At 62.1% G+C, this 23,839-nt stretch carries 23 protein-coding genes, 1 tRNA gene and 1 pseudogene; 16 read left to right on the top strand and 9 right to left on the bottom strand.

Going from position 1 to position 23,839, the window contains the following annotated elements:
* The first annotated feature begins 314 nt into the window (after positions 1 to 314).
* On the top strand, positions 315 to 524 hold the full coding sequence (locus ATY29_RS08035; protein WP_003545273.1) for a cold-shock protein: 210 nt from the start codon (positions 315 to 317) through the stop codon (positions 522 to 524).
* Positions 525 to 776: 252 nt separating this feature from the next.
* On the opposite strand, the gene ATY29_RS08030 is transcribed toward ATY29_RS08035, so the two are convergent.
* The gene (locus tag ATY29_RS08030) at positions 777 to 1,220 is read right to left on the bottom strand and encodes a MarR family winged helix-turn-helix transcriptional regulator (protein ID WP_003570493.1); all 444 of its coding nucleotides are present in this window, start codon (positions 1,218 to 1,220) and stop codon (positions 777 to 779) included.
* Between the two features lie 115 nt (positions 1,221 to 1,335).
* On the opposite strand from ATY29_RS08030, the gene ATY29_RS08025 reads away from it, so the two are divergent.
* Both ATY29_RS08025 and ATY29_RS08020 read left to right on the top strand, forming a co-directional pair.
* Complete coding sequence (locus tag ATY29_RS08025; protein ID WP_003570491.1) at positions 1,336 to 1,740, top strand: GFA family protein; 405 nt, start codon at positions 1,336 to 1,338, stop codon at positions 1,738 to 1,740.
* A gap of 76 nt (positions 1,741 to 1,816) precedes the next feature.
* The gene (locus ATY29_RS08020) at positions 1,817 to 2,272 is read left to right on the top strand and encodes a YybH family protein (RefSeq protein WP_003570489.1); all 456 of its coding nucleotides are present in this window, start codon (positions 1,817 to 1,819) and stop codon (positions 2,270 to 2,272) included.
* Here ATY29_RS08020 and ATY29_RS08015 read toward each other — a convergent pair.
* Positions 2,269 to 3,471 carry an MFS transporter gene (locus tag ATY29_RS08015; RefSeq protein WP_097535768.1) on the bottom strand — a complete coding sequence of 401 codons (1,203 nt, stop codon included), beginning with the start codon at positions 3,469 to 3,471 and terminating at the stop codon, positions 2,269 to 2,271. The genes ATY29_RS08020 and ATY29_RS08015 overlap by 4 nt on opposite strands.
* Positions 3,472 to 3,601: 130 nt before the next feature.
* Here ATY29_RS08015 and ATY29_RS08010 point away from each other — a divergent pair, with 130 nt between their 5' ends.
* Positions 3,602 to 4,159 carry a TetR/AcrR family transcriptional regulator gene (locus tag ATY29_RS08010; protein ID WP_003570487.1) on the top strand — a complete coding sequence of 186 codons (558 nt, stop codon included), beginning with the start codon at positions 3,602 to 3,604 and terminating at the stop codon, positions 4,157 to 4,159.
* A 9-nt stretch (positions 4,160 to 4,168) separates the two neighbouring features.
* Here ATY29_RS08010 and ATY29_RS08005 read toward each other — a convergent pair whose 3' ends face one another.
* The gene (locus tag ATY29_RS08005) at positions 4,169 to 7,693 is read right to left on the bottom strand and encodes a PAS domain-containing hybrid sensor histidine kinase/response regulator (RefSeq protein ID WP_097535766.1); all 3,525 of its coding nucleotides are present in this window, start codon (positions 7,691 to 7,693) and stop codon (positions 4,169 to 4,171) included.
* A 220-nt stretch (positions 7,694 to 7,913) separates the two neighbouring features.
* Here ATY29_RS08005 and mscL point away from each other — a divergent pair, with 220 nt between their 5' ends.
* From mscL to ATY29_RS07980, 5 genes are all read left to right on the top strand, one after another.
* Positions 7,914 to 8,351, top strand: a complete 438-nt coding sequence (gene mscL / locus ATY29_RS08000; protein WP_003570485.1) for a large conductance mechanosensitive channel protein MscL — start codon at positions 7,914 to 7,916, stop codon at positions 8,349 to 8,351.
* Positions 8,352 to 8,472: 121 nt separating this feature from the next.
* On the top strand, positions 8,473 to 9,639 hold the full coding sequence (locus tag ATY29_RS07995; RefSeq protein WP_003570484.1) for a pyridoxal phosphate-dependent aminotransferase: 1,167 nt from the start codon (positions 8,473 to 8,475) through the stop codon (positions 9,637 to 9,639).
* Between the two features lie 193 nt (positions 9,640 to 9,832).
* Positions 9,833 to 10,867 carry a UDP-glucose 4-epimerase GalE gene (gene galE, locus ATY29_RS07990; RefSeq protein WP_003570481.1) on the top strand — a complete coding sequence of 345 codons (1,035 nt, stop codon included), beginning with the start codon at positions 9,833 to 9,835 and terminating at the stop codon, positions 10,865 to 10,867.
* A 138-nt stretch (positions 10,868 to 11,005) separates the two neighbouring features.
* Positions 11,006 to 12,964: a putative bifunctional diguanylate cyclase/phosphodiesterase gene (locus ATY29_RS07985; RefSeq protein WP_025415294.1), complete on the top strand. Its 1,959-nt coding sequence runs from the start codon at positions 11,006 to 11,008 to the stop codon at positions 12,962 to 12,964.
* Between the two features lie 69 nt (positions 12,965 to 13,033).
* A complete protein-coding gene (locus ATY29_RS07980; protein ID WP_097535764.1) occupies positions 13,034 to 14,086 on the top strand; it encodes an enoyl-CoA hydratase/isomerase family protein in 1,053 nt (350 codons plus the stop codon).
* Position 14,087: 1 nt separating this feature from the next.
* Here ATY29_RS07980 and ATY29_RS07975 read toward each other — a convergent pair whose 3' ends face one another.
* A complete protein-coding gene (locus ATY29_RS07975; protein ID WP_097535762.1) occupies positions 14,088 to 16,148 on the bottom strand; it encodes an ATP-dependent helicase in 2,061 nt (686 codons plus the stop codon).
* A 104-nt stretch (positions 16,149 to 16,252) separates the two neighbouring features.
* Complete coding sequence (locus tag ATY29_RS07970; protein WP_003570474.1) at positions 16,253 to 16,534, bottom strand: hypothetical protein; 282 nt, start codon at positions 16,532 to 16,534, stop codon at positions 16,253 to 16,255.
* A 120-nt stretch (positions 16,535 to 16,654) separates the two neighbouring features.
* Between ATY29_RS07970 and ATY29_RS07965 the strand changes: the two genes are divergently transcribed.
* Both ATY29_RS07965 and ATY29_RS07960 read left to right on the top strand, forming a co-directional pair.
* Positions 16,655 to 16,915, top strand: a complete 261-nt coding sequence (locus ATY29_RS07965; RefSeq protein WP_097535780.1) for a BON domain-containing protein — start codon at positions 16,655 to 16,657, stop codon at positions 16,913 to 16,915.
* 57 nt (positions 16,916 to 16,972) lie between these two features.
* A complete protein-coding gene (locus ATY29_RS07960) occupies positions 16,973 to 17,236 on the top strand; it encodes a hypothetical protein (RefSeq protein WP_097535778.1) in 264 nt (87 codons plus the stop codon).
* Positions 17,237 to 17,503: 267 nt separating this feature from the next.
* On the opposite strand, the gene ATY29_RS07955 is transcribed toward ATY29_RS07960, so the two are convergent.
* From ATY29_RS07955 to ATY29_RS07935, 4 genes and pseudogenes are all read right to left on the bottom strand, one after another.
* Positions 17,504 to 17,746: a DUF982 domain-containing protein gene (locus tag ATY29_RS07955; RefSeq protein ID WP_003570471.1), complete on the bottom strand. Its 243-nt coding sequence runs from the start codon at positions 17,744 to 17,746 to the stop codon at positions 17,504 to 17,506.
* 631 nt (positions 17,747 to 18,377) lie between these two features.
* Positions 18,378 to 19,122, bottom strand: a pseudogene (locus tag ATY29_RS07945) (metallophosphoesterase family protein).
* Entirely contained in the window at positions 19,119 to 19,349 is a 231-nt protein-coding gene (locus tag ATY29_RS07940; RefSeq protein ID WP_003570465.1) for a DUF2842 domain-containing protein, read from the bottom strand. Before ATY29_RS07940 ends, ATY29_RS07945 begins: the two are co-directional and overlap by 4 nt.
* Before the next feature lie 209 nt (positions 19,350 to 19,558).
* Positions 19,559 to 19,633 (bottom strand) — tRNA-Thr (locus ATY29_RS07935).
* Between the two features lie 155 nt (positions 19,634 to 19,788).
* Here ATY29_RS07935 and ATY29_RS07930 point away from each other — a divergent pair.
* The 5 genes from ATY29_RS07930 to ATY29_RS07910 all read left to right on the top strand — a co-directional run bounded on the left by ATY29_RS07930 (position 19,789) and on the right by ATY29_RS07910 (position 23,838).
* Positions 19,789 to 19,983, top strand: a complete 195-nt coding sequence (locus ATY29_RS07930) for a hypothetical protein (protein ID WP_010069185.1) — start codon at positions 19,789 to 19,791, stop codon at positions 19,981 to 19,983.
* A 92-nt stretch (positions 19,984 to 20,075) separates the two neighbouring features.
* On the top strand, positions 20,076 to 21,368 hold the full coding sequence (murA, locus tag ATY29_RS07925; RefSeq protein ID WP_097535758.1) for a UDP-N-acetylglucosamine 1-carboxyvinyltransferase: 1,293 nt from the start codon (positions 20,076 to 20,078) through the stop codon (positions 21,366 to 21,368).
* A 203-nt stretch (positions 21,369 to 21,571) separates the two neighbouring features.
* The gene (locus ATY29_RS07920) at positions 21,572 to 22,003 is read left to right on the top strand and encodes a DUF2948 family protein (RefSeq protein WP_097535756.1); all 432 of its coding nucleotides are present in this window, start codon (positions 21,572 to 21,574) and stop codon (positions 22,001 to 22,003) included.
* Between the two features lie 58 nt (positions 22,004 to 22,061).
* A complete protein-coding gene (hisD, locus tag ATY29_RS07915) occupies positions 22,062 to 23,360 on the top strand; it encodes a histidinol dehydrogenase (RefSeq protein ID WP_025415301.1) in 1,299 nt (432 codons plus the stop codon).
* A 4-nt stretch (positions 23,361 to 23,364) separates the two neighbouring features.
* Positions 23,365 to 23,838 (top strand): UPF0262 family protein, encoded by a 474-nt coding sequence (locus ATY29_RS07910; protein ID WP_003570455.1) that lies wholly within the window; start codon positions 23,365 to 23,367, stop codon positions 23,836 to 23,838.
* Position 23,839 lies beyond the last annotated feature (1 nt).

Genomic DNA, 23,839 nt, shown 5'->3' with positions numbered 1-23,839 from the left:
GCGGGCTCAGCTCCATCACCGCAAGCGCTAGCTAGGCTGCCGGCGGATGGCGTCAAGTTACAAGGGGGTGCCAACGGCACAAGACCAAAGAAACCTTCGATTTCCTCAATCCGCACGAATTCTAATTTTCCTTGCCGACGCCTTGTCACGGACACAATTTCCGATTAAACGTTCACGCATCGATCTTGCTAGATGAACTTTGAAACGGCGCTCGCGTCGTTCCTGGCGAACTTCCTCCAAAATCGGTTTTCATCGCCGCTTGGGCATTTGTCCGGGCTGCAATCTTCTATGAACGATTCGAAAAGGATATCGTCATGAGCACTGGTACCGTAAAGTGGTTCAACGCAACCAAGGGCTTCGGCTTCATTCAGCCGGATGACGGCGCAGCCGACGTTTTCGTCCACATCTCCGCCGTTGAACGCGCTGGCATGCGCGATCTCAAGGATGGCCAGAAGCTGTCTTACGAGCTCGTCCGCGACAACAAGTCCGGCAAGATGTCGGCAGACCGGCTCCAGGCGGCCTGAGCCTTAGCGCATAACCCCGAAATCGGAATCGATTTTCGGAAAGGATTATGCGCCGGCTTAAAGCGATAGCGCGTCCGATTGGACGCGCAGCTTTGAATATCATCTCCGGATCGTGACCACGGATGTACTGGCACGGTCCGTTGAGATGGAAGGGAAGGTCGGGTTAGCCCGGCCTTTTTTCGTTTCTGGGTGGCTGCTGTGCCCATTTCGCAAGAAATCGCCCGCGGCACCTCCTCAAGCATCCTTCGCACCTTAATCTCCAGCCGCCCCGTCACTCTCCAGCATCGCCATCACCCGCGCCATCACCGCCCGTGCGGCATCGAGTTCCGCCGTCGTGAAGGCGGAGCCCAGACCGTCCGCCCACCCCGCCTGAGCCACCTCGATCACCCCCAGCCGCGCCGCCCCCTCCGCCGTCAGCCGCACCAGCTTCGCCCGCTGGTGCTGCGGATTGTCGGCATAGGCAATCAGCTTTTCAGCCGCGAGCACATCGGCAAGCCGCTGCACGCCCTGGCGGGCGAGGCCGAGCGCCCGGGCGATCTGCGCCACCGACATGTCGCCGCGCCGTGCCGCGGCCAGCACCTGCCAGCGGGCGCTTGTCTGTCCTGCGGGCTTTGCCAGCTGGTCGCCGGCCGCCGTCAGATGGCCGGCGAGGCGTAGGGCTGTGATCGCGAAAGCGGAAAAGGCATTCCCTTCCATCGTCCGCTCCGGTCGATTTTGTTTGACAACATGTTGTCTATTTTGTATCTCATCCATAGTGACAACATATTGTCATATACAGTTGATGAAGGCAATGCCGAAGGAGGAGGCCGCCATGAAGAAGACCTACAAGGGAAGCTGCCATTGCGGCAAAGTACACTACGAGGTGGACATGGACGTCGAAGAGGGCACCGGCCGCTGCAATTGTTCGATCTGCGCCAAGCGGCGTTACTGGGGCGCCAACGTCAAGCCGGAGGATTTCCGGCTGATGTGCGACGCGGCAGAGACATCCGACTACCAGTTCAACACGATGAGCGGCCATCACCGCTTCTGCCGCACCTGCGGCGTGCCGGCCTTCGGCGACGGTTATGTCGAGGCGATCGGCGGCGCCTATGTCTCGATCAACATTGCCTGTCTCGACGATATCACCCCTGAGGAACTGGCGGCCCTGCCAGTCCGTTATTACGACGGCAGGCATGACGCCTGGTGGAACGAACCTGAAGTGACGAGTTATCTCTGAAGCAAAATAAATGCATCCTTGTCGGATCGTCATCCTCCCGTTCGTCCTCGGTCCATAGCGGATAAGGAGAACTGATGTGAAAGACGAAGCGAATGCCAGGCACGAGGAAGAGGCGGTCATTGCCATGCTGATGATGCGGGCCAAGGCGCTGGGAGAAAAGAATGCCGAGGAGGCGCTTTCCTATGAGGCCGAAGATTCCGTTGAGTTTTCGCTGGCGCCGCCGCTGGTCATCAACGGCAAGGACGAGACGGGCCTGCGGGCCTGGTTCGACACCTGGCAAGGCCCGATCGGCGGTGAAGTGCGCGATGCCAAGCTGACGCTCGGCGGGGATGTCGCTTTCTGGAGCGGTCTCACCCGCATGACCGGGACGAAGACCGACGGCACCGAGGTCGATCTCTGGTTCCGCCAGACCCTCGGCCTCGTCAAGCGGGATGGCCGCTGGCTGGTCGCCCACCAGCACGCTTCGGTGCCTTTCGCCATGGATGGCAGCGGCCGCGCGCTGCTGGATCTCCAGCCGCAAACTGCGCCTTAGACGGCACTCTCCGCCGCCTTCCGGCGGCCGGCGCGAATGCCGATCAGTCCGGCGCCCATCAACAGCGGGATTGCCGTCGCATAGATATCCGTCGTCAGCGCATAACCGGCCGATTTCGCCAGGAAGCCGGCGAGGATCGCCGGCAGGCTGAAGGCGAGATAACTCTGAACGTAGAAGGCTGACAGCAGCCCGGCCCGCTCATCCGCCTTGGCAAGCGGCATGATGGTGCCGATCGAACCGAGGAAATTGGTGCCGAAACCGGCGCCGGTAAAGACGGTGCCGACGAGAAGCAGCGGCACATTGGCAAGATGCACGCCGGCAACGACCGTCAGAATGCCGAGCGTCTTGGCCGACACGCCGAAACCGAGATTGGCCGATGCCGCCTTGCCCCGCCTGAGATAGACGGCGATCGCTCCGCTGACCATCAGCGCCGTCACCACGGCCCCGCCGGTCAGCGGCGCGCCGCTGCCGGTCGTGCTGGCGACCAGCGACGGGACCAGCGAGAGATAGAAACCGGCAAGCGTCCAGTTGGCGATGTTGATCGGCGTCACCAGCGACAGCGGCTGCTTCACCTGCGCGGGAATGGCGATCCGCGGCATCAGCGAGGCGAGCGCCCCCGGTCGCCTGCCACCGGTCTCGTGCGTCAGCCAGATGGCGACTGCCAGCATCGTGAAGGCAAGAAGCAGCAGCGCGTAAATGAGATGCATTGGGAAAGGGCCGTATTGGATCAGGGCGCTGGTGCCGACCGCGCCCACCGCCATGCCGCAAAGCGGCGCGATCGAATTGACGATCTGCCCCTTTACCCGGTCGACATCGACGAGCGCGGCGCCGAGCGAGGCGCCGGCAATCCCGGTCGCAATACCTTGCACGATCCGCGCCGCAATCAGCCAACCCGGGCCGCTGGCTGCGACGAAGAGGCCCATGGCGATGATTTCGAGCACCAGGGCGAAAAAGATCACCGGCTTGCGGCCGAGATGGTCCGAGAGCGAGCCGACGGTCAAAAGCGCCGCCAGCAGCGCGAAGGCGTAGACGGCGAAGACCACGGTGATCAGCACCGGCGAGAGCGAGAAGTTCTGCTGATAGATCCGATAGAGCGGCGTCGGCGCGGCGGAAGCACCGAAGAAGGTGGCGAGCGTCAGCGCATGAAAGCCGATCGAGGGGTGCTGCGCATTCTTTGTGGATTTGGCTGCGGCGACCATATATAAGCCCCTTAAAGCTAAGCCGTTGCGTTAGCTCCATGTAGGGCGGACGTATCGCAAAGGCAAATTATTTGCGTTTATGGTTCTGTCAAAGATTTTGAACCATGGGGCGTCAAGGGATGAAAAGTGCATGTCGGTAAAAGAGAATCTCCGGCCAGGCGGCAGAAGCGCCCGGGTTCAGGCATCGGTCCACAAGGCGGTCCGCGAACTGCTGGCCGAAATGAACCGTGCCGAGGTGACGATACCGCTAATCGCCGCCCGGGCGGGTGTGACGCCGTCGACCATCTATCGCCGCTGGGGGGATCTGCAGGAGCTTCTCGCCGATGTTGCCGTCGAGCGGCTTCGGCCGGATATGCAGCCGGTCGATGCCGGCAGCGGCAAGGCCGATCTTCAAGCCTGGGCAGAGCAATATGCCGAGGAAATGTCCTCCGGGCCGGGCCGCGAGATGATCCGCGACGTGCTGGCGGCGCAGGCAGCGGTTAATGCCTGCAAATGCTGCGAATATACCCGCCAGCAGATCGTCCTCATCGCCGAGAGGGCAAAGACCCGCGGCGAGGTCTTTCCGGATGTGGATCTCGTCATGGATCAGGTTGTCGCGCCGATCATGTACCGCATCCTGTTCGGCGACATGCCGGATACAGCGCGGGTGCGCGATCTCGTCTCGCGCCTTATGTCCACGACGGATTGAGCTTGCCTCTTACTCCGCGGCCGCGCGCTTGAGGCCGGAGATCTGGGTAATATAGGCGCGCAGCGCTGCCGGCCGCACCGGCTTGTGCTGGACGGCGATGCCGTATCGCTCGGCTTCACTGCGCACTTCAGGCGTGCGGTCGGCGGTCACAAGCAAAGCGGGGATATCGGCGCCGAACTGCCGGCGCAGATGCAGGATCGCGGCAATGCCGGTGCCGTCGTCGAGATGATAATCGGCGATGGCGAGATCCGGCGGCCCGTCACGACCGTCGCCTGATATCACGTCGGCGAGGCCGTCGAGCGCCCTGACCTCGCAGCCCCAGCCGCTGAGCAGCAGCCGCATGCCTTCGAGGATCTTCGGTTCGTTATCGATGCAGAGGATTTTCAGCCCCTTGAGTGGCTGCCCCGGCCGGTCGGCGGGCGTGACGGCCGTCGCCGCCTCGGCCGGGCGGGACATGTCGAGCGGCATGGCGATGCGGAATTCCGTGCCCCTCCCATGTGTCGACTGCAGCTCGACCGGATGGTTGAGCACCCGGGCAATGCGGTCGACGATCGACAGCCCGAGCCCGAGGCCGGAGGCGGTTTTTGCGCCTTCGTCGAGCCGAGCGAATTCCTTGAACACCGTGCGGAATTTCGACGGCGGAATGCCGATGCCGGAATCGATCACCTGGATGATCGCCTGGCTGCCGCGCCGCCGCGCGCCGACCAGCACCTTGCCGGTGATCGTGTATTTGATGGCGTTGGAAACCAGGTTCTGCACCAGGCGGCGCAGCAGGTTGGGGTCGGAGCGGACCCTGAGCGAGGTCGGCATGACCACCAGCTTCAGCTGTTTTTCACGGGCGATCGGCGCGAAATCGGTCTCGATCCGCTCCAGCAGCTCGGAGAGCTTGACGGCGGCAAGCCGCGGCCGCATGGCGCCGGTATCGAGCCTGGATATATCGAGCACCGCGCCGAGAATGGTCTCGACCGATTCCAGCGCCGAATCGATGTTGCGCACGATCGGGCTGTTGTCGGATTGCGCCATGCGCTCGACCAGTGCCGAGGAATAGAGCCGGGCGGCATTCAGCGGTTGCAGGATGTCGTGACCGGCGGCGGCGAAAAAGCGGGTCTTGCCAATATTCGCCTCGTCGGCGGCGGCGCGTGCCTCGCCGAGTTCATGGTTGACGCGGGTAAGCTCCGCCGTGCGTTCGGCGACGCGCTGCTCCAGCGTCTCGTTCGCCTGTTTCAGCGCCTGGTCGGCGCCGACGCGCTGGGTAATATCGGTAAAGGTGGCGACGATACCCTTGTCGGGCATGGCGTTGGAGCGCACCTCGATGATCCGCTCGCCGCCGCCGAGCACCAGCGAAAAGGGTTTGTCGAGCGTCAGGAAATGCCGCACCGTTTGAGTGAGATCGCCGGGGGCGATGTCGCCGCGCTGGCTGAGCGTGGTGACAATGTCGGCCAGGGGGAAACCGACCTGGCCGGCACTTTCCGGCAGATCCAGCAATTGCCGGAAGCGCCGGTTCCAGATCGTCAGCCGGTTGGAACTGTCGAAGACGGCAATGCCCTGATCCATCTGCGAAAGTGCGGTCTGCAGCATGTCCTGGTTATATTGCAGCGCCTCGCTCGCCTGGTCGAGCAGCCAGGCGGTGTCGGAAGAGGCATCCTCGATCTTCTGCAGGATCAGTGACAGCACCAGCCTTGCCGAGGACGAGCCGATGGCGCTGCCGAGCAGTTGTTCGCTGAAATGGATCAGCGCCATATCGGCCGGCTGTTCGTCCTCCAGCTTGCGGCCGGAGCTTTGTTCGTAGGTCGTCAACGAGCGCTGCATGCGCTCTTCGCCGAGATAACGCGAGATCGCTGCTTTGAGATCGCCGACGCTGATGCGGGTCTTCCAGCCGCGCGTCGCAAATTGCGAGCGCGAATGCCGCTTGACGAAGATGCCGGCCTGGATGCGTTCCAGCGGCCTGGCATTGCGGGTGAGCGAGCCGACGATAAAGAAGGCGGTGTTGACGAGCAGGCTCATGACTGTCGCATTGACCAGCGGATCGGCATCGGCCGCGGTAAACAGCGTCGTGCCGGGGAAGATGAAGCCGAGCACGGCACTGGCCACATAGGAATAGTCGGGGCCGCCGAGCGAGGGCAGGAACAGCAGGTAGATCCAGATGACGAAGCCGGAGGAAAGCCCGAGGATCGCACCGCGTGCATTCGCCCGCCGCCAGATCAGCCCGCCGAACAGCGCCGGCGCGATCTGCGCGATGGCGGCAAAGGAGAGCAGGCCGATCGAGGCAAGGCCGGCGGTGCTGTCGGTCGAGCGGTAGTAGGCGTAGCCGAACAGCAGCACCGCAAAAATGGCGCTGCGGCGGATATTGAGCAGCGTCTTGGCGAAATTGTCGCGCTGGCTGGCGCGACCGGCGAGTTTGCGCCTGAGGAAAATCGGCATGATGATGTCGTTCGACACCATGATCGACAGCGCCACGGAATCGACGATGACCATCGCGGTGGCGGCGGAAAAGCCGCCGATGAAGGTGATCAGCGACACCACCGGCATCTCACCGGCAAGCGGCAGCGACAGCATATAGAAATCGGCATTGCCGGCGCCGCCGAAGGTCAGCAGCCCGCCGATCGCCACCGGCAGCACGAAGAGATTGATGGCGATAAGGTAGGTGGGAAACAGGAAGCCTGCGAGTTTCAGCTGTTTCGGCGTCCGGTTTTCGACGACGGTCACATGGAATTGCCGCGGCAGCAGGATGATCGCGAAGGCCGACAGGAGGATCAGCGTCATCCAGCGGCTGATCGGCGTATGGTAGTTGAGCGCCGACATGACCAGTTCGTTATCGACGGTCTTTTGCCAGAGGTCGGCCGGACCGTCGAAAAGAAACCAGATGACGCAGATGCCGGCCGTCAGGAAAGCGACGAGCTTGACGACGGATTCCATCGAGACGGCGAGGATGAGGCCATCCTGGTGTTCCGTCGCATCCGTATGCCGGGTGCCGAACATGACGGCGAAACAGGCAAGCACCAGCGTCGCGAGCAGTGGCAGGTCGAGGAAATAGAGATTGCCGCTGCCGATGCCGTAGTCGGACGGATTGACCATGGCGCTGACGGTGCTGGAGATCGCTTTCAGCTGCAGCGCGATATAGGGAATGGTGCCGATCAGCGAGATCAGCGCCACGATCGTCGCGACCGTCGGGTTCTTGCCGTAGCGCGCGGCGACGAAATCGGCCACCGAGGTGAGCTTCTCCGCCTTGGCGAGCTCGATGATGCGGCGAAGCAGCGGCATGCCGAGCGTGAAGACCAGGATTGGGCCGATATAGATGCCGGCAAATTCCAATCCGCGCTGCGCGGCAAGCCCGACGCTGCCGAAATAGGTCCAGGAAGTGCAGTAGATCGCCAGGCTCAGCGCATAGACGACCGGCCATTCGCCTTCCAACGCGCCCGGGCCGCGATCGAGCGTGCCCTGGCCGCGGTTCTTGCGGTCGCCATAGCTTGCCACGGCGAAAAGCAGGAGCAGATAGCCGAAGGCAGACGCGAATATGACCCAGCCTGGAAGCATTGACCCTCCGCCGGCGGGAACCCGCCGGGACCTCCCGCAACAGGATCAGCTTAAGTTATTTCAGGTGCTTTGAAAATTCCCGACCGTCTAGGCCTTAAGTCAAAGAACCCACCGGGGTATGGCGAAATAATTGCGATTGCCGATTGATTAATTGCGGTGAAGATGGTGCTAATAAAAACAATTGCATATCGTTGAACTGCATCAGAGGGAGACGGATCCGATGCTCAATGAGTTCAAGGCCTTTATCGCCCGCGGCAATGTCATGGATCTTGCCGTCGGCGTCATCATCGGCGGCGCCTTCGGCGGCATCGTCAAGTCTTTGGTCGACGACCTGATCATGCCGATCGTCGGCGCCATTTTCGGCGGCTTCGATTTTTCGAATTACTTCCTGCCGCTATCGTCAGCGGTCAACGCCCCGACGCTTGCCGCCGCCCGCGCGCAAGGGGCGGTGTTTGCCTATGGCAGCTTCCTCACCGTTCTCATCAACTTCCTCATTCTCGCCTGGATCATCTTCCTGATGGTCAAGGGCGTGAATACGTTGCGCGCACAGGTCGAGCGCCAGGAAAAGAAAGCGCCGGAAGAGTTGCCGCCGCCGCCCGCCGATGTCCAGCTCCTGACTGAGATCCGTGATCTCTTGGCAAGACGCCCGACCGTCTGACGAGCGTTCGGCCTTGCCATCAGGGCAACGCCCATTCATCACCAAAATCGATAGGCCATCACTTGTTGTCATGGGATTTGCCGGCATAAATCCTTTATGAAGGCGGAAACCGGAGAGATGCATGTCGATCGTGAAGAGCCTCAGCCCGCGCGCCATGGCGGCGCCAGAAAGCGGGATCGTTGAAGTCGTCAATTATGCCCGCGGCCGCGAAGGCCTGTTGCCGCTCTGGGTGGGTGAAGGCGATCTGCCGACGCCCGATTTCATCAGCAGGGCGGCGATGGATGCGCTTGCTTCAGGCGAGACCTTCTACACCTGGCAGCGCGGCATTCCCGAACTTCGCCAGGCGCTTGCGGATTATTACGCCAGACATTTCGACGTCCGGCTTCCCGTCGAACATTTTTACGTCACCGGTTCCGGCATGCAGGCGATCCAGATCGCCGTGCAGACCCTGACCTCGCCGGGTGACGAATTCGTTTATCTCAGCCCCGCCTGGCCGAATATCGCCGCCGCCCTCGAGATCGCGGGTGCCCGCTCCGTCGGCGTCGAGCTGCAGTTCGAAGGCGGTAAATGGACTGTCGATCTTAACCGCTTGGCAGCCGCCATCACCCCGAAGACCAGGGGCATTTTCGTCAACACGCCGTCAAACCCGACGGGCTGGACGGCGACGAAGAAGGATCTTGGCGACATCCTGGCGCTGGCCCGTAAACACGATCTCTGGATCATGGCCGATGAGATCTACGCCCTCTATTATTATCCGGGCGGTCGCGCTCCCTCTTTCCTCGACGTCATGCAGCCGGACGATAAGATCATCTTCGTCAATTCCTTCTCGAAGAACTGGTCGATGACCGGCTGGCGGGTCGGCTGGATCGTCGCCCCGCCCGAAATCGGCCAGGTGCTCGAAAACCTCGTGCAATATTCGACGTCGGGCGTGGCGCAGTTCATGCAGAAGGGCGCTGTCGCAGCCCTCGATCAGGGCGACGATTTCGTCGCTGCCAATATCGCTAAGGCGGCCCGCTCCCGCGATATTCTCTGCGATGCGCTTGTCGCCACCAACCGCGTCGAGACGCTGAAGCCGGACGGGGCGCTTTACGCCTTCCTGAAGATCGACGGCATCACCGATAGCCGCCACGCTGCCATCGATATCGTCGACAAGACGGGCGTCGGTCTTGCCCCCGGAGCCGCCTTCGGCGCCGGCGGCGAACTCTTCCTGCGCGCCTGTTTCCTGCGCGATCCCGCCCAGATAGCGATCGCCGCCGAGCGCCTCTGCGACTATATCCTCAAGCGCTGAGAAGCCGTCCGACTGGGCGATTTTGTGCCGGAATCGCCGGATCGATAAAACTTGAACAAAGCCCGAAATCGACCCCTAACCACGACTGCAAACATACCGGTTCAAAGGGCCTCGAACGGCCATTCGATAAGAAAATTGGAAAGAAAAACCGGGCCTGATGCCCCTGCTATAAAACAAAGCAGGGATGCGGGACATGGCGGTTTTGGTGACGGGCGGCGCCGGATATATCGGCAGTCACATGGTTTGGGCGCTGCTCGATGCGGGCGAGGATGTGGTCGTGCTCGACCGGCTTTCCACCGGCTTTCGCTGGGCCGTGGCCCCGGCGGCGCGTTTCTACCTCGGCGACGTCGCCGATCCCGACATATTGAAAAAGATCTTCATCGAAAACGACATCGAGGCGATCATCCATTTCGCCGGCTCCGCCGTCGTCCCGGTTTCGGTCGCCGATCCGCTCTCCTATTACGACAACAACTCGGGCAAGACCCGGGCGCTGCTTTCGGCTGCGGTCAAGGCCGGCATCCGAAACTTCGTCTTCTCCTCGACGGCGGCCGTCTACGGTCAGCAAAAGAGCGACCTGCCGGTGAAGGAAACGGCCTCTCTCAATCCGGAAAATCCTTACGGCCAGTCGAAGCTGATGACCGAATTCATGCTGCGCGACGCCGCCGCCGCCTATGATTTCAACTATGTCGCGCTTCGCTACTTCAACGTCGCCGGCGCCGATCCCGATCACCGCGCCGGCCAGTCGACCTCAGGCGCCACCCATCTGATCAAGGTTGCCTGCGAGGCCGCTCTCGGCAGGCGCGACAGCGTCAGTGTCTATGGCATCGATTATCCCACCCATGACGGCACTGGCGTGCGCGACTACATCCATGTCAGCGATCTTGTCGACGCGCATGTGAAAGCGCTGCAGCACCTGCGCAGGGACAAAGGCTCGCTCGTTGCCAATTGCGGGTATGGCAGCGGCTATTCCGTGCTTGACGTGTTGAACATGGTCACCCGCCTGCACGGCCATTCCTTCAAGATCCACATGGCGCCGCGCCGCGCCGGCGATTCGGCCAGCGTCGTCGCCGACGCTTCGCTCGCCCGCCAGGTGCTCGACTGGAAACCGAAGCACGATTCGCTCGAAACCATCGTCCAGAGTTCGCTCGATTGGGAACTGTTCCTGTCGAACAGAAATGTCGACGACCTGCACAGCATTCACCGGGCACTCGCCGCCGCGTCTTTCTGAAGCGCTTCCGGCAAGAGTGCGCGGCGGCTTTGCCTCGGTCGCCTGTTGATCATCCCCGTGCCTGCGGGACCTGCATGACATGACGTGAATAGGGAAAAATCGAGCATTCTTCTGGCTCCGGCCACGGAAAAAGAGAAGATGAGGAACTTTCTAGCCTCCTTGCGGCTGCAAAAAGACAATCCGACCTTTCTGACGGCGCAGTTCCAGGCCCTGTCGTCGCAGATCCCCATTCTCTATGTCCTCCTGATCATCAATGCCCTTGCGGTGGCAGTCACCCATCTCCAATCCGCGCCCCTCTGGCTCTCGTGTTATATTCCGGTCGGCTTGAGTGTCGTCTGTGTCTTCCGGCTCTGCTGGTGGGAAACCAGGGGCAAGCATGTCACCGCCGAACGGGCCTACAGGCTGATGAAGGTCACGATCTCAGGCGCCTGCATCCTGTGCGTTGCTTTCGGCGGCTGGGCGATCGCGCTTTACCAGTATGGCGATGCTTACCAGCAGGGCCAAATCGCCTATTTCCTGGTGGTGACCGGGATTTCCTGCATCTTCTGCCTGATGCATCTGCCGCTGGCGGCGGTGCTCACCACAATCATCACCTTCTCGGCCATGGTCGCGACCTTCATGTTCTCGGGCAATCCGGTTTTCGTCGCCACCGCCGTCAGCGGCCTGTTCCTGATCCTCCCTTTTCTCCGGGTGATCGACAGCTATTTCCAGAATTTCGTCGGCCTCGTGCAATTGACCGAGGAGCTGAAGCAGAAGCGGGCGGAAGCCGAGGAGCTGAACCTCGTCAACAGCCGCAACGCACTGCATGACCAGCTGACCGGCCTTGCCAACCGCCGCAGCTTCTTCCTCTCGCTGGAACAGCGGCTGCAGAAGCACCCGTCCCGGCCGCCCATCATCGGCATTCTCGATCTCGACGGCTTCAAGCCGGTCAACGATGTCTTCGGCCATGCCGCCGGCGATCTCGTGCTCAAGGAGACGGCCCGCCGGTTCACCGCGCTGGTCGGCGAAGAGGGCATTGTCTCGCGTCTCGGCGGCGACGAATTCGGCATCATTTTCCCCTGTTCGATGACACGCCAGGCGATCGCCGATCTCGGTCAGGCGCTCTGCGCCGCCGTCCGCGATCCCTATGAAATCCCCGACGGCTCGGTTCGCGTTTTCGGTTCCTGCGGCATCGTTTATCCCGACGCCGGCGAATACACCGCCGAAGATCTCTACGAGAAAGCCGATTTCGCCCTCTACCAGGTCAAGAGCAAGCGCAGCAGCGGCGTCGAATTTTTCTCGGCCGAACACGAAAAGATCCTGACGCAGCGCTACCTGATCGAACTCGAGCTGCAGGCGGGCGATTTCGTCAGGGAATTGAAACTCGACTATCAGCCGATCGTCGAATTGAAGAGCGGCCGCGTCGTCGGTTACGAGGCGCTTGCCCGCTGGGACAGCGCCCGTTTCGGCCGCATCAGTCCGGAAGCCTTTATTCCCGCTGCCGAACGCACCGCCGTCATCGGCCGGATGACGCGCATCCTGTTCGCCAAGGCGCTCGAAGCGCTGGCGATCATTCCACGCCATCTCAAGCTCTCCTTCAATCTCTCGGCGCGCGATATTTGCGACCACGAAACCTCGATGGCGCTGCTCGCCATGATCACCCGCTCCGGCATCGATCCCAGGCGCATCGAGTTCGAGATCACCGAGACGGCGCTGCTCTCCGATTTCGACACCGCCGACCGGGTCATCACAATGCTGCGCGCCGCCGGCATATCGATTGCGCTCGACGATTTCGGCACCGGCTTTTCGAGCCTCAGCCATATCCACCGTCTTGCCTTCGACAAGCTGAAGATCGACAAGGCCTTCGTGATGAATTTCGATCGCGATGCCCGCTGCATGAACATCACCCGCTCGGTCGCCAATCTCTGCCAGAATCTCGGCATTGCCTCCGTCGCCGAAGGGGTCGAAAGCGAAACGATCGCTGAAGGGTTGAAGGCGATGGGCGTTCGCCTGGCACAGGGCTATCATTTCTCCCGGCCGCTGCCGCTGGAACTTGCCATCGATTATGCTGCAAAGTGCGAGAGCGCCGCTTCCGCCCGCAAATCGCTGTCTGCCTGAACCAAGCTTGAATCGACTGGAGCCACGCCTCGTCCTCGGCTATTCCTATCGCAAAGGATGAGGTGAACCATGCAGGACGGCGAAATCATCATTGAACGGCGGGGAATTGCCGGCCTCGTCCGGCTCAACCGGCCGCGGGCGCTGAACAGCCTGACGCTGCCGATGATCCGGACGATCGCCGAGGCGCTTCATGGTTTTGCCGGGGATGACCAGGTGGCGGCCGTCGTGATAACGGGGGAGGGCGAACGCGGCCTCTGCGCCGGCGGCGATATCCGCGCCCTGCATGAGAGCGCCCGGGCTGGCGACGGCCTGGCGGCAAGCTTCTGGCGCGAGGAATTCCGCCTCAACCACCAGATCGCCTCCTACCCCAAACCCTATGTCGCGCTGATGGACGGCATCACCATGGGCGGCGGCGTCGGCTTGTCGTCGCACGGCCGCCACCGCATCGTCACCGAGCGCACGCGGTTGGCCATGCCGGAAACCGGCATCGGCTATGTTCCCGATGTCGGCGCCACCTGGCTGCTGCCGCAGGCATCAGGCGAGGCTGGAACATGGCTCGGCCTGACCGGGCTCGATATTGGTGCGGCCGACGCGATCCATGCGGGTCTTGCCGACGTTCAGATCGCTTCGTCGCGGCTTGGCGAGGTGATCGATGTTTTGTCAGCCCTGCCGCGCGGCAGCGCCTCCGGCGATGTCGATGCAGTGCTTCAGGCGCTTTCCGAGCCTGCCGGAGAAAGCCGGCTCAGCCAGAATGCGGCGATGATCGATCGCGCTTTCCGTTTCGACACTGTCGAGGAGATCCTGGCAGCGTTGGCAGGCGAGGAGGGTGACTTCGCCGCCGAGACGCGCCGGGTGATGCTGACCCGCTCACCGACCAGCCTGAAGCTGGCCTTGACGTTGCTGAGAGCCGGTCGCCGCAGCGCCTCACTTGCCGAGTGCCTCGGCCGCGAACTCGGCGCCTGCCTGCAGATGCTGGATAATCCCGACTTTTTCGAAGGCATCCGCGCCGCCGTCATCGACAAGGACCGCAATCCGCAATGGTCACCCGCCTCAGTCGAGGCCGTCGGGGCCGCGACCGTCGAGCGCTTCCTGAAACCGGCCGAACCGCCGCTTGAGCTCTAAGCTATCGCCACATGCCGCGCATGCGGGCGCCGACATCGATACGCACCTGCCGCGCCTGGGCTTGCGCGGCGGACTGCGATTTCACCTGCGGCCAGCTGCAGGCTTCGAAGAACTGCAGCAGCGTCGCCGGAATGAAGCGGCTGCGCGAGGCGTAAACGTGCCGGTCGCCCTGCGCGTTCTGCCCGTAGGTGAAAAAGCGTTGCGGCACGACCAGATCGAGACCGTCCCGCGCACGTGTCATCGCCACATAGAGCAGCCGGCGTTCCTCTTCGATTTCGGCGGTGGCGCCGACGGCGAGATCGCTCGGAATGCAGCCATCGACGACATTCAGCATGAAGACCCTTGTCCATTCCTGGCCCTTGGCGGAATGGATGGTGGACAGGATCAGATAGTCCTCATCGAGCAGCGGCACGCCGGCCTGGTCGCTGGTCGCATCCGGCGGATCGAGGGTGAGCTCGGTGAGAAAACGTTCGCGCGAGGCATAACCGCCGGCAATCTGCTCGAGCTGTAAGAGATCGGCCTGGCGTGTCGCGGCGTCTTCATGCAGCCGTTCCAGATGCGGCGCGTACCATTGCCGCGCCAGTTCGATTTCCGCCGGCCAGCCGGCCTTGCCGGATTTCAGCTCCTGCAGCATCGAAACGAATGCAGTCCAGTCCTCGCCGGAGCGTGGCGGCGTCGGCATTTCGGCCAGCGCCGATAGCGGGCTGGCATCCTCGGCCATCAGGTCGAGCGCCTTCTGCGCCGTCGACGGCCCGACGCCGGGCAGGATCTGCATCAGCCGGAAACCCGCCACCCGGTCGCGCGGGTTCTGCGCGAAGCGCAGCGTAGCCAGCATGTCCTTGACATGCGCACTGTCGAGAAACTTTAAGCCGCCGAACTTGACGAAGGGAATGTTGCGCCGGGTCAACTCGACCTCCAGCGGCCCGCTGTGATGCGAGGCGCGGAACAGCACGGCCTGCTGCTTGAGCGTCAGGCCCTCCTCGCGATTGTCGAGCACCATGTCGGCGACATAACGCGCCTGGTCGGCCTCGTCGCGCACCGTGACGAGCCGCGGCCGCTCGGCCGATTGCCGCTCGGTCCACAGGTTCTTGGTGAAACGCTCCGAAGCGAGATCGATGACGGCGTTGGCCGCCGCCAGGATCGGCTGCGTCGAGCGGTAATTGCGGTCGAGCGTGACGATATCGGCAGCCGGGCTGAAGGCGCCGGGAAAATCGAGAATATTGCGCACCGTCGCTGCACGGAACGAATAGATCGATTGGGCATCGTCGCCGACGACGGTCAGCCCCTGGCCACCAGGCTTCAGCGCCATCAGGATCGAGGCCTGCAGCCGGTTTGTGTCCTGATATTCGTCGACCAGCACATGGTCGAAGCGGCTGCCGATATCCTCGGCAATCACGCTCTCGCCGACCATCTGCGCCCAGTAGAGCAGCAGATCGTCGTAATCGAGCACGTTCTGGGCCTGCTTTGACTCGACATAACAGGCGAAAAGCTCGCGCAGCTGTTTCTCCCAGGCCGCGCACCAGGGAAAGGCGTCGCGCAGGACCTGCTCGAGCGCGGTTTCCGAATTCACCGCCCTGCTATAGATGGCAAGGCAGGTGCCCTTGGCCGGAAACCGGCTTTCGGTTTTGGAGAAACCGAGATCGTGCCGGATGAGGTTGATCAGATCGGCGCTGTCTTCGCGGTCATGGATGGTGAATTCAGGATCGAGGCCGATCTGCTGGGCGTAGTCGCGCAACAGCCGCGCGCCGATGCCGTGGAAGGTGCCGGACCAATTGAGCGCGTCGGCCATGATGCCGGCATTCGCACCCAACACATCGCGGCAGATGCGCTCGACGCGCCGCGCCATCTCGGCCGCGGCCCGGCGCGAGAAGGTCATCAGCAGAATGCGGCGGGGATCGGCGCCCTTGACGATCAGATGGGCGACCCGGTGCGCCAGCGTGTTCGTCTTGCCCGAGCCGGCGCCGGCAATGACCAGCAGCGGCCCGGCAATATGGCTGCCGTCAGTGAGCGTGCCGTGTTCGACGGCCATGCGCTGCTGGGGATTGAGCTTTTCGAGATACATCCAGCCGTCCGGTCGGGCTTCCGCAGAATCACTGGGGAAAGATTAGATGTTCCTTGAATGTTCGCGATTTCCGCCGCTGTCAAGCGTTGTGGTGTGCGAGTGCCTCAATCGGGGAAATCCGGGCCGACCACCCGTCGCACCAGTTTCAGGCTGCGATCCGGCTGAAGAATATAGGTTTCCTCCACCCGCTGGCCGGTCCCGTTGTAGAATTGGTGATGGACGGCGCTGCCGATCGGCGATTTGGTCAGCTTCGTTCGCGGCTGGCCGCCATAGGTGATGCTGCCGGGGATCGGTTCCAGTGCCGGCCCCTCGGCCGAAGAGCAGCCGGTCAGCAAGACCCCGGTTAACAATGCCCCGGAGAATAGGGTGGGCAGAACCGCGTTCATCGTCGTCATCCCTCTTTCGACTGCATCCAAATATGGAAATCGCAGCCCCTTTCGCCAAGGGTCGCAACGAAATGCCTCGCTGCGGCGTTAAACCAGATCAACCAGCAGGAGACGGTGAAGGTGCTTGGGGTTCCGGCATTCATGGTGCATGAAAATTCCGGTGGCGAAGGGCACGGCGACGCGGCGACCCGCGCCTCGGTCGAGGGCGCCCTTCATGCGGACGGCGATCTCGACGCCGAGGAAATCACCGTCACCACATCGGGCTCCTATGTCATTCTCGAAGGTTTCGTGCACCAGCGCGGCGATGTCGAGCGCGCCATCGAGATCGCCGAAAGCATCGTCGGCCGCGGTTATGTGCGCAGCCGCCTGTTGCGGCGCTGAGGGAACCAAGTGTCTTCCCGGGTGTTGAAATGCCGGATCGAAACGCTGGAGACCATCATGCAGTTGCTTCCTCGCCTCTGGGCAACGACCTTGATCATGGGGTGTGGTGTCTTTGCCGGCTCCGCCTACGCCTCGCTTGAAACCGGTACAAACTATTCCGCCCTGCCGAAAGACCAGATCGCCCTCAACGAATATACCGGGACGAGCGCCTGCACGCCCGCAGAGCCGCTCTACCTGCCATCCTTCATCCGCGCGACGGACGGCACGATCATCGGCGTCGGTTATCTCGAGGTGGAGGATGAGGCCGGCGCGGCCTGCTGAGCCATCCGGCTTGCCCAAACGAGGCTCGCCCGCGTTGCCGCAGAGGTAACGAGCCTCTGACCATCATCATGATGGCTGGGCATCTTCTATGAATACAGCGATATCAGGCGCAACGCCCGTTGCACCAAAACCCGGCACGGCTTCGATGCAGGGTTAAAGAAATTAAAGCATTGCACCGTTCTGGCACGCTCCATTTACGGAAATGCCGACCGAAGGACCAGTTCAACGTGGGACGCGTGCTTTCACGTCTTGTCGACGCGTAGCGCCCTAATGCAGCTTCAGCTTTGCCTCTTCGGCCGCCGCCAGGAATTCGGCTCTCGCCTCTTCCACGCTCTTGCGTCCATCGAGTGCCGCCCGGCAGGTGCTGCGGGCCTTGATATAGTGCAGCCCGCGGGCGTTCGGCCAGAAATCCGCCAGGCATTTCAGCGCATCGAACGGCCCGCTGACCGTTCGCGCGACGGCATCTTCGAAACCGACCTTGACCGGGCTGTTCCATTTTTCAGTTGCCATCAATGCTCCTCCACGATTGTCGACAGAAACAAAGCATGCAGCGCCTCCCTATTCCTCGGTGGAGACGCCGCAATAACAGCTATTCTAGCGTGATTTTCGCGGCCAACAATGGTGAATCGTTTGTTGCTGATAAGGCGAAAAGTCAGCCTGCATGGGGAAGGATCGCGGGTGCGCGTGCCAATCGGAATTTTTCCGTAATCGCAAATAAGTTGTATAGCGCGGACGCGATACTACCGTTACCGTGCTGGGAAAGCTAAGGGCTCGACATGAGTTTAAATCGAAATTGATCCGGGCCGCTTTTCTTTGCGAGGCGCTGGTTATACCGGCTCTCGCCCATGGCGCAGAAATATCGGCTGAAGACGCTCTCCTCGTGCGCCTCTCCAAACCGATCCAAAGAATGCAGTGAGAATATTTGCGGGCCAACCTTGGGAGGCTGGGGAAGGGGGGACGATAGATATCGCCGCCTATATCCCATCAGAGAAGTCTTCATCGATAGTATGTCGAGGGCATATTCGATTGTGTTAACTCGCTGCCCCGCTTCCAGGGCCTGCATATTCGCATGGATCTTCAGCTTGAGGTCCTTTGCGGCCGCAATATCCCGCACTTTGCCCCGACGGCCATGCCAGATCCGTCAAACGCCGACCCAACCGCTTGCGAGCGCATTGGCCCATTCGTTACGGCCGCGTTCGCGGGCAAGGTTCGACATCGTCATGTGATCGTAGGAGACGCGCCGGAAGGTCACGTTCCAGCAGCCGTTCACCTTTTCCAGGATGGCATAGGATGCGTCGGGCGAGCCGGTTTCAACCATGTGAAACACCGGTTCGTCATCGTCATAACCGGGGCAGCCGACGCTGCCGGGATTGACGACAAGCCGGCCGTCGGCCAGCCGCACAGAGCGCGGAATGTGGGTATGGCCGCAGAGGATGACGGGAAAATCGATCCCCTCGGCGAAGCTTTCGATCCGCTTTCGCCCGGACATATGCACCAGGCCATCAGCCGTCAGGTCTTCCAGCCAGTAGGTGAGATCGTCCTGCGGCGTGGCATGGCAGAGAAACAGCTCCTGCCGGTGGACGAGCGTCGCGGGCTGGGTGCGCAGCCAGTCGAGATGGTGCGGCCGCAGCTCGGCATGCGCCATGCTGTCGGAGCTACCCATCTCAGCCGGTTCCAAGAGAGACCAGCCAGCGATCGTGATTGCCGCGGATCGAGGGGAAATTGCGCGCCATCAGGATGTCGGCCGTTCGGGCTGCGTTCATCGGACCGCTGAGATGATCGCCGAGATTGACGACGTCGCTGATGCCCAGTGCTGCGATATCGGCAAGCACGCCTTCAAGGGCGAGGTCATTGCCGTGGATATCGGCGATCACTGCGATTTTCATGGTATCGTCTTTCGGCTCAACGCGGTTTTTGCGGGCTTTTCCGTCCACTTGATAAGCATGGCGGGTCGAATCCACAACAGGCCGGTGAAAAACAAATAGGCCATATGCACCCACCAGGGTGACGTGCCGAGGAGAAGCGAGGCAAACGTGGTGGCCGCCCGCGCGTAGACGATGACGAGGATGATGACCAGGCCGGTGCCGATCAGTTTTCTCAAGCGTAGGGGCATTCAGGTCTTTTGGTTGGCAGGTTTCGCGGGCTTCTTCCGTTACTTTCGACCAACTGCTAAAGCTTCGACATCGAGGAGCGAGAACGTCGAGGGAACAAGCTGCACGGATTGTCTTCGCAATTCGCGTTATGTTCTGGGTGATTGCGTTGCTCTGTGCAGCCGTGGTGGCTTCTAGTCTGCAGTTTTCTCTTTGAAATCGTTGGAGAAACTGGTGCTGCCGAGTGGGATTGAACCACCGACCTCACCCTTACCAAGGGTGTGCTCTACCACTGAGCTACGGCAGCAGGACCAGGACCCGTGGAGCCAAGCGGCTCAATTGCGGGAACGGGGCGGCTATTGCCACAGCTTGACGGCAAGCGCAAGCAGCAAATTCCAACTTCGCGTGGATTGGCGCGCAGGGGCCTTTTGGATCGGCGCGAATTCGGCTAATCCTGTTTGCATGAACGACAAGACCGAAACCGGCCAGCAGAGCCGCAAAGAGGCCATCGAGGCACAGGCGAAACTGCGCCGCGAGCGCGCCGCCGACAAGCTCAGAGAAAATCTTTCAAGACGCAAACAGCAGGTGCGCGCCCGCCGTTCCGGCCAGGCCGACGAAACAAATGGCCTGCCCGCCGCAAAAATGGACGAATCGTAATGTTCCGTCCCTCGCCAATTGAAGCGTTTTGATAAATCCCCTAAACACCCCACTCCTTCTTTCAAGGCAGAACTTTCAGGAAGTAAGCCCACATGGATCGTATCAGAATCGTCGGCGGTAATGAGCTGAATGGCATCATTCCGATTTCCGGCGCCAAGAATGCCGCACTGCCGCTGATGATCGCCTCGCTTCTGACCAGCGATACGCTGACGCTGGAAAACGTGCCGCATCTGGCCGATGTCGAGCTCTTGATGCGCATCCTCGGCAATCACGGCGTCGATGTCGCCGTCAACGGTCGCCGCGAGCGCCAGGAAGATTCCTACGCCCGCACGATCCATTTCACCTGCCGCACCATCGTCGATACCACCGCTTCCTATGAGCTGGTCTCGAAGATGCGCGCCTCTTTCTGGGTCATCGGCCCGCTGCTTGCGCGCGAAGGCTATTGCCGCGTGTCGCTGCCGGGCGGCTGCGCCATCGGCACGCGCCCCGTCGATCTCTTCATCGAGGGCCTGACGGCGCTCGGCGCGACCATGGAAATCGATGCCGGTTATATCAATGCCAAGGCGCCGAATGGCGGCCTGATCGGGGCGCGCTACACCTTCCCGAAGGTTTCGGTCGGCGCCACCCATGTGATGATGATGGCGGCAACGCTTGCCCGCGGCACGACTGTCATCGGCAATGCCGCACGCGAGCCCGAGGTCGTCGATCTCGCCAACTGCCTGAACGCCATGGGCGCCAAGATCTCCGGCGCCGGCACGGCCACCATTACCATCGAAGGCGTCACCTCGCTCTCCGGCGCCCGCCACCGCGTCCTGCCGGATCGCATCGAGACCGGCACCTATGCCATGGCGGTTGCCATGGCCGGCGGTGACGTCGTGCTCGAAAATACCGATGTGGCGCTGCTCGACACCGCGCTGGAAACCCTGCGCCGCGCCGGCGCTGACATCTCGTCGACCAACAACGGCATGCGCGTCAGGCGCAACGGCGCCGGCATCAAGCCGGTCGATATCGTCACCGATCCCTTCCCGGGCTTCCCCACCGATCTGCAGGCGCAGTTCATGGCGCTGATGACCCGCTCTACGGGCATCTCGCATGTCACCGAAACCATCTTCGAAAACCGCTTCATGCATGTGCAGGAGCTTGCCCGCCTCGGCGCCAGGATCACGCTGTCGGGCCAGACGGCGAAGATCGAGGGTGTCCAGCGCCTGCGCGGCGCCCCCGTCATGGCGACCGATCTGCGCGCCTCCGTCTCGCTCGTCATCGCCGGCCTTGCCGCCGAGGGCGAAACCACCGTCTCCCGCGTCTATCACCTCGACCGTGGTTTCGAGCGGCTCGAAGAGAAGCTGACCCGCTGCGGCGCCGTCGTCGAGCGCATCAGCGAGTAAGCGCTCTTCATCGCGGTTGCGTAATTGATCGCGGCATCTTATTTCCCTTGTCTGACGCATCGCCATTCCGGCGATGCCAGAACAGGATGTTTCCAGGCTAGGCGGCCTGGAATCCGAATCCTGTTCTGAATATTGGTAAGAGCATGATGTTGTCCGAAAACCGCTCACACTTTTCGGCATCATGCTCTGGGGATTGAGGCTGAATGACCGATCTGAAGCTTGTCGCGCTCGATGACGAAGACCTTGCGGTCATTTCCGCGCATATGCAGGACAGCGTCTTCAAGGTCGGTGATATCGACTGGTCGCCGCGCGAGGCGCAGTTCGCGCTTGCCGTCAATCGTTTCGTCTGGGAAGGTGCCGAGCGCAAGCGCAAGGGTTTCGAGCGCCGCCGGGCGGCCCTGGTCTTCAAGCGGGTGCTGGCGGTCCGCTCGCTCGGCATCGATCGCGGCAAACGGGACGAGGTGTTGTCGCTGCTGGCGCTGCGTTTCGACAAGAAGGACGATGGACCGGAGGGCACGATCGAGCTGTCGCTGTCCGGCACTGCCTCGATTGCGCTCGATGTCGAATGCATCGAGGTCCAGATGGCCGATATAGGCGGTGCCTGGCAGGCCTCCTCCAAGCCTCGCCACCTCTGACGCGGCTGACGCCGGACGTTTGAACATTGTGGTTTCGAGTTGAGAAGGAATATCGGCCTTGGCAATCTGGCTGGATCAGGCATCGGAAGGTTTCGAGCAGCATTTCGCCGCCTTCCTGACGACGAAGCGTGAAGTATCCGAGGATGTGAACGCCGTCGTTCGCGCCATCATCGACGACGTGCGTGCACGTGGCGATGTGGCGCTTGCCGAATATTCGCTGAAGTTCGACGGCATCGATTACGCCACCGTGCCGATGCGCGTCACGCCTGAGGAGATCGATGCTGCCATCGAGGCCGTGCCTGCCGAAGTGCTGGGGGCGCTGAAGCTCGCGGCACTGCGCATCGAATCCCATCATCGCCGGCAGCTGCCGAAGGACGATATCTATGAGGACGATCTCGGCGTCGGTCTCGGCTCGCGCTGGACGGCGATCGAGGCCGTCGGCCTCTATGTTCCGGGCGGCACGGCGAGTTATCCGAGCTCGGTGCTGATGAATGCCGTGCCGGCCAAGGTCGCCGGCGTCGATCGCATCGTCATCGCCGTTCCCGCGACCGGCGGCGCCGTCAATCCGGCGGTGCTTGCCGCCGCCAAGCTCGTTGGTGTCACCGAGATTTATCGTGTCGGCGGCGCCCAGGCGATCGCGGCTCTTGCCTATGGCACCGAAACGATCGCCCCGGTCGCGAAGATCACCGGCCCCGGCAATGCCTATGTCGCCGCCGCCAAGCGCCATGTCTTCGGCACGGTCGGCATCGATATGATCGCCGGCCCCTCCGAGGTGCTTGTCATTGCCGACAAGGATAACAATCCCGATTGGATCGCCGCCGACCTCCTGGCGCAGGCCGAGCACGATGCCGGCGCCCAGGCGATCCTGATCACCGATAATGGCGAATTCGGCAAGGCGGTGGAGCAGGCGGTCGAACGCCAGCTGAAGACCTTGAACCGCGCCGAGACGGCGGCGGCAAGCTGGCGCGATTTCGGCGCCGTTATCCTGGTTGCCGATCTGAAGCAGGCCATTCCGCTCGCCAACCGCATCGCTGCCGAGCATCTGGAGCTTGCCGTCGCCGATCCGGACCGGCTGCTCGACGGCATCCGCAATGCCGGCGCAATCTTCATCGGCGCTCATACGCCCGAGGTGATCGGCGATTATGTCGGCGGGTCGAACCACGTGCTGCCGACGGCGCGTTCGGCGCGTTTCTCCTCCGGCCTTTCGGTGCTCGATTTCGTCAAGCGCACCTCGATCCTGCGGCTCGGCCCGCAGCAATTGCGCACCCTCGGTCCGGCGGCGATCGCCCTTGCCGTCTCCGAAGGCCTCGATGCCCATGCGCGATCGGTTGCGATCCGCCTCAACCTCGAAAGGTGAGGGGATGGCGGCGGGCGATTTCCGGCTTTGCGACGTCGTCCTGGACGATACGATCGGCCGTTCGACGCCCGATGTCGAGCATGAACGCGCCGTCGCCATCTTCGATCTGATCGAGGAGAACAGTTTTGCGCCGCTCGGCCATGCCGGCGGGCCTTACCGGCTGAACATCTCGCTGGTGGACTCCAAGCTGGTCTTTGCCATCACCACGGAGGAGGGCGGCAATGTCGCCACCCATATCCTGTCGTTGACCCCCTTCCGGCGGATCGTCAAGGATTACTTCATGATCTGCGAGAGCTATTATGAAGCGATCCGTTCGGCGACGCCAAGCCGCATCGAGGCGATCGACATGGGCCGGCGCGGCATCCACAACGAAGGTTCGCAGACGCTGAAGGACAGGCTGGCCGGCAAGATAGAGGTCGATTTCGACACCGCCCGACGGCTGTTCACCCTGGTCTGCGTGCTCTACTGGCGCGGGTGAC

It is taken from the genome of Rhizobium hidalgonense (assembly GCF_002914525.1).
Classification (GTDB): domain Bacteria; phylum Pseudomonadota; class Alphaproteobacteria; order Rhizobiales; family Rhizobiaceae; genus Rhizobium; species Rhizobium hidalgonense.
Note: the sequence above shows the minus strand (reverse complement) of the source record. Positions and strands in the feature narration are given on the sequence as shown.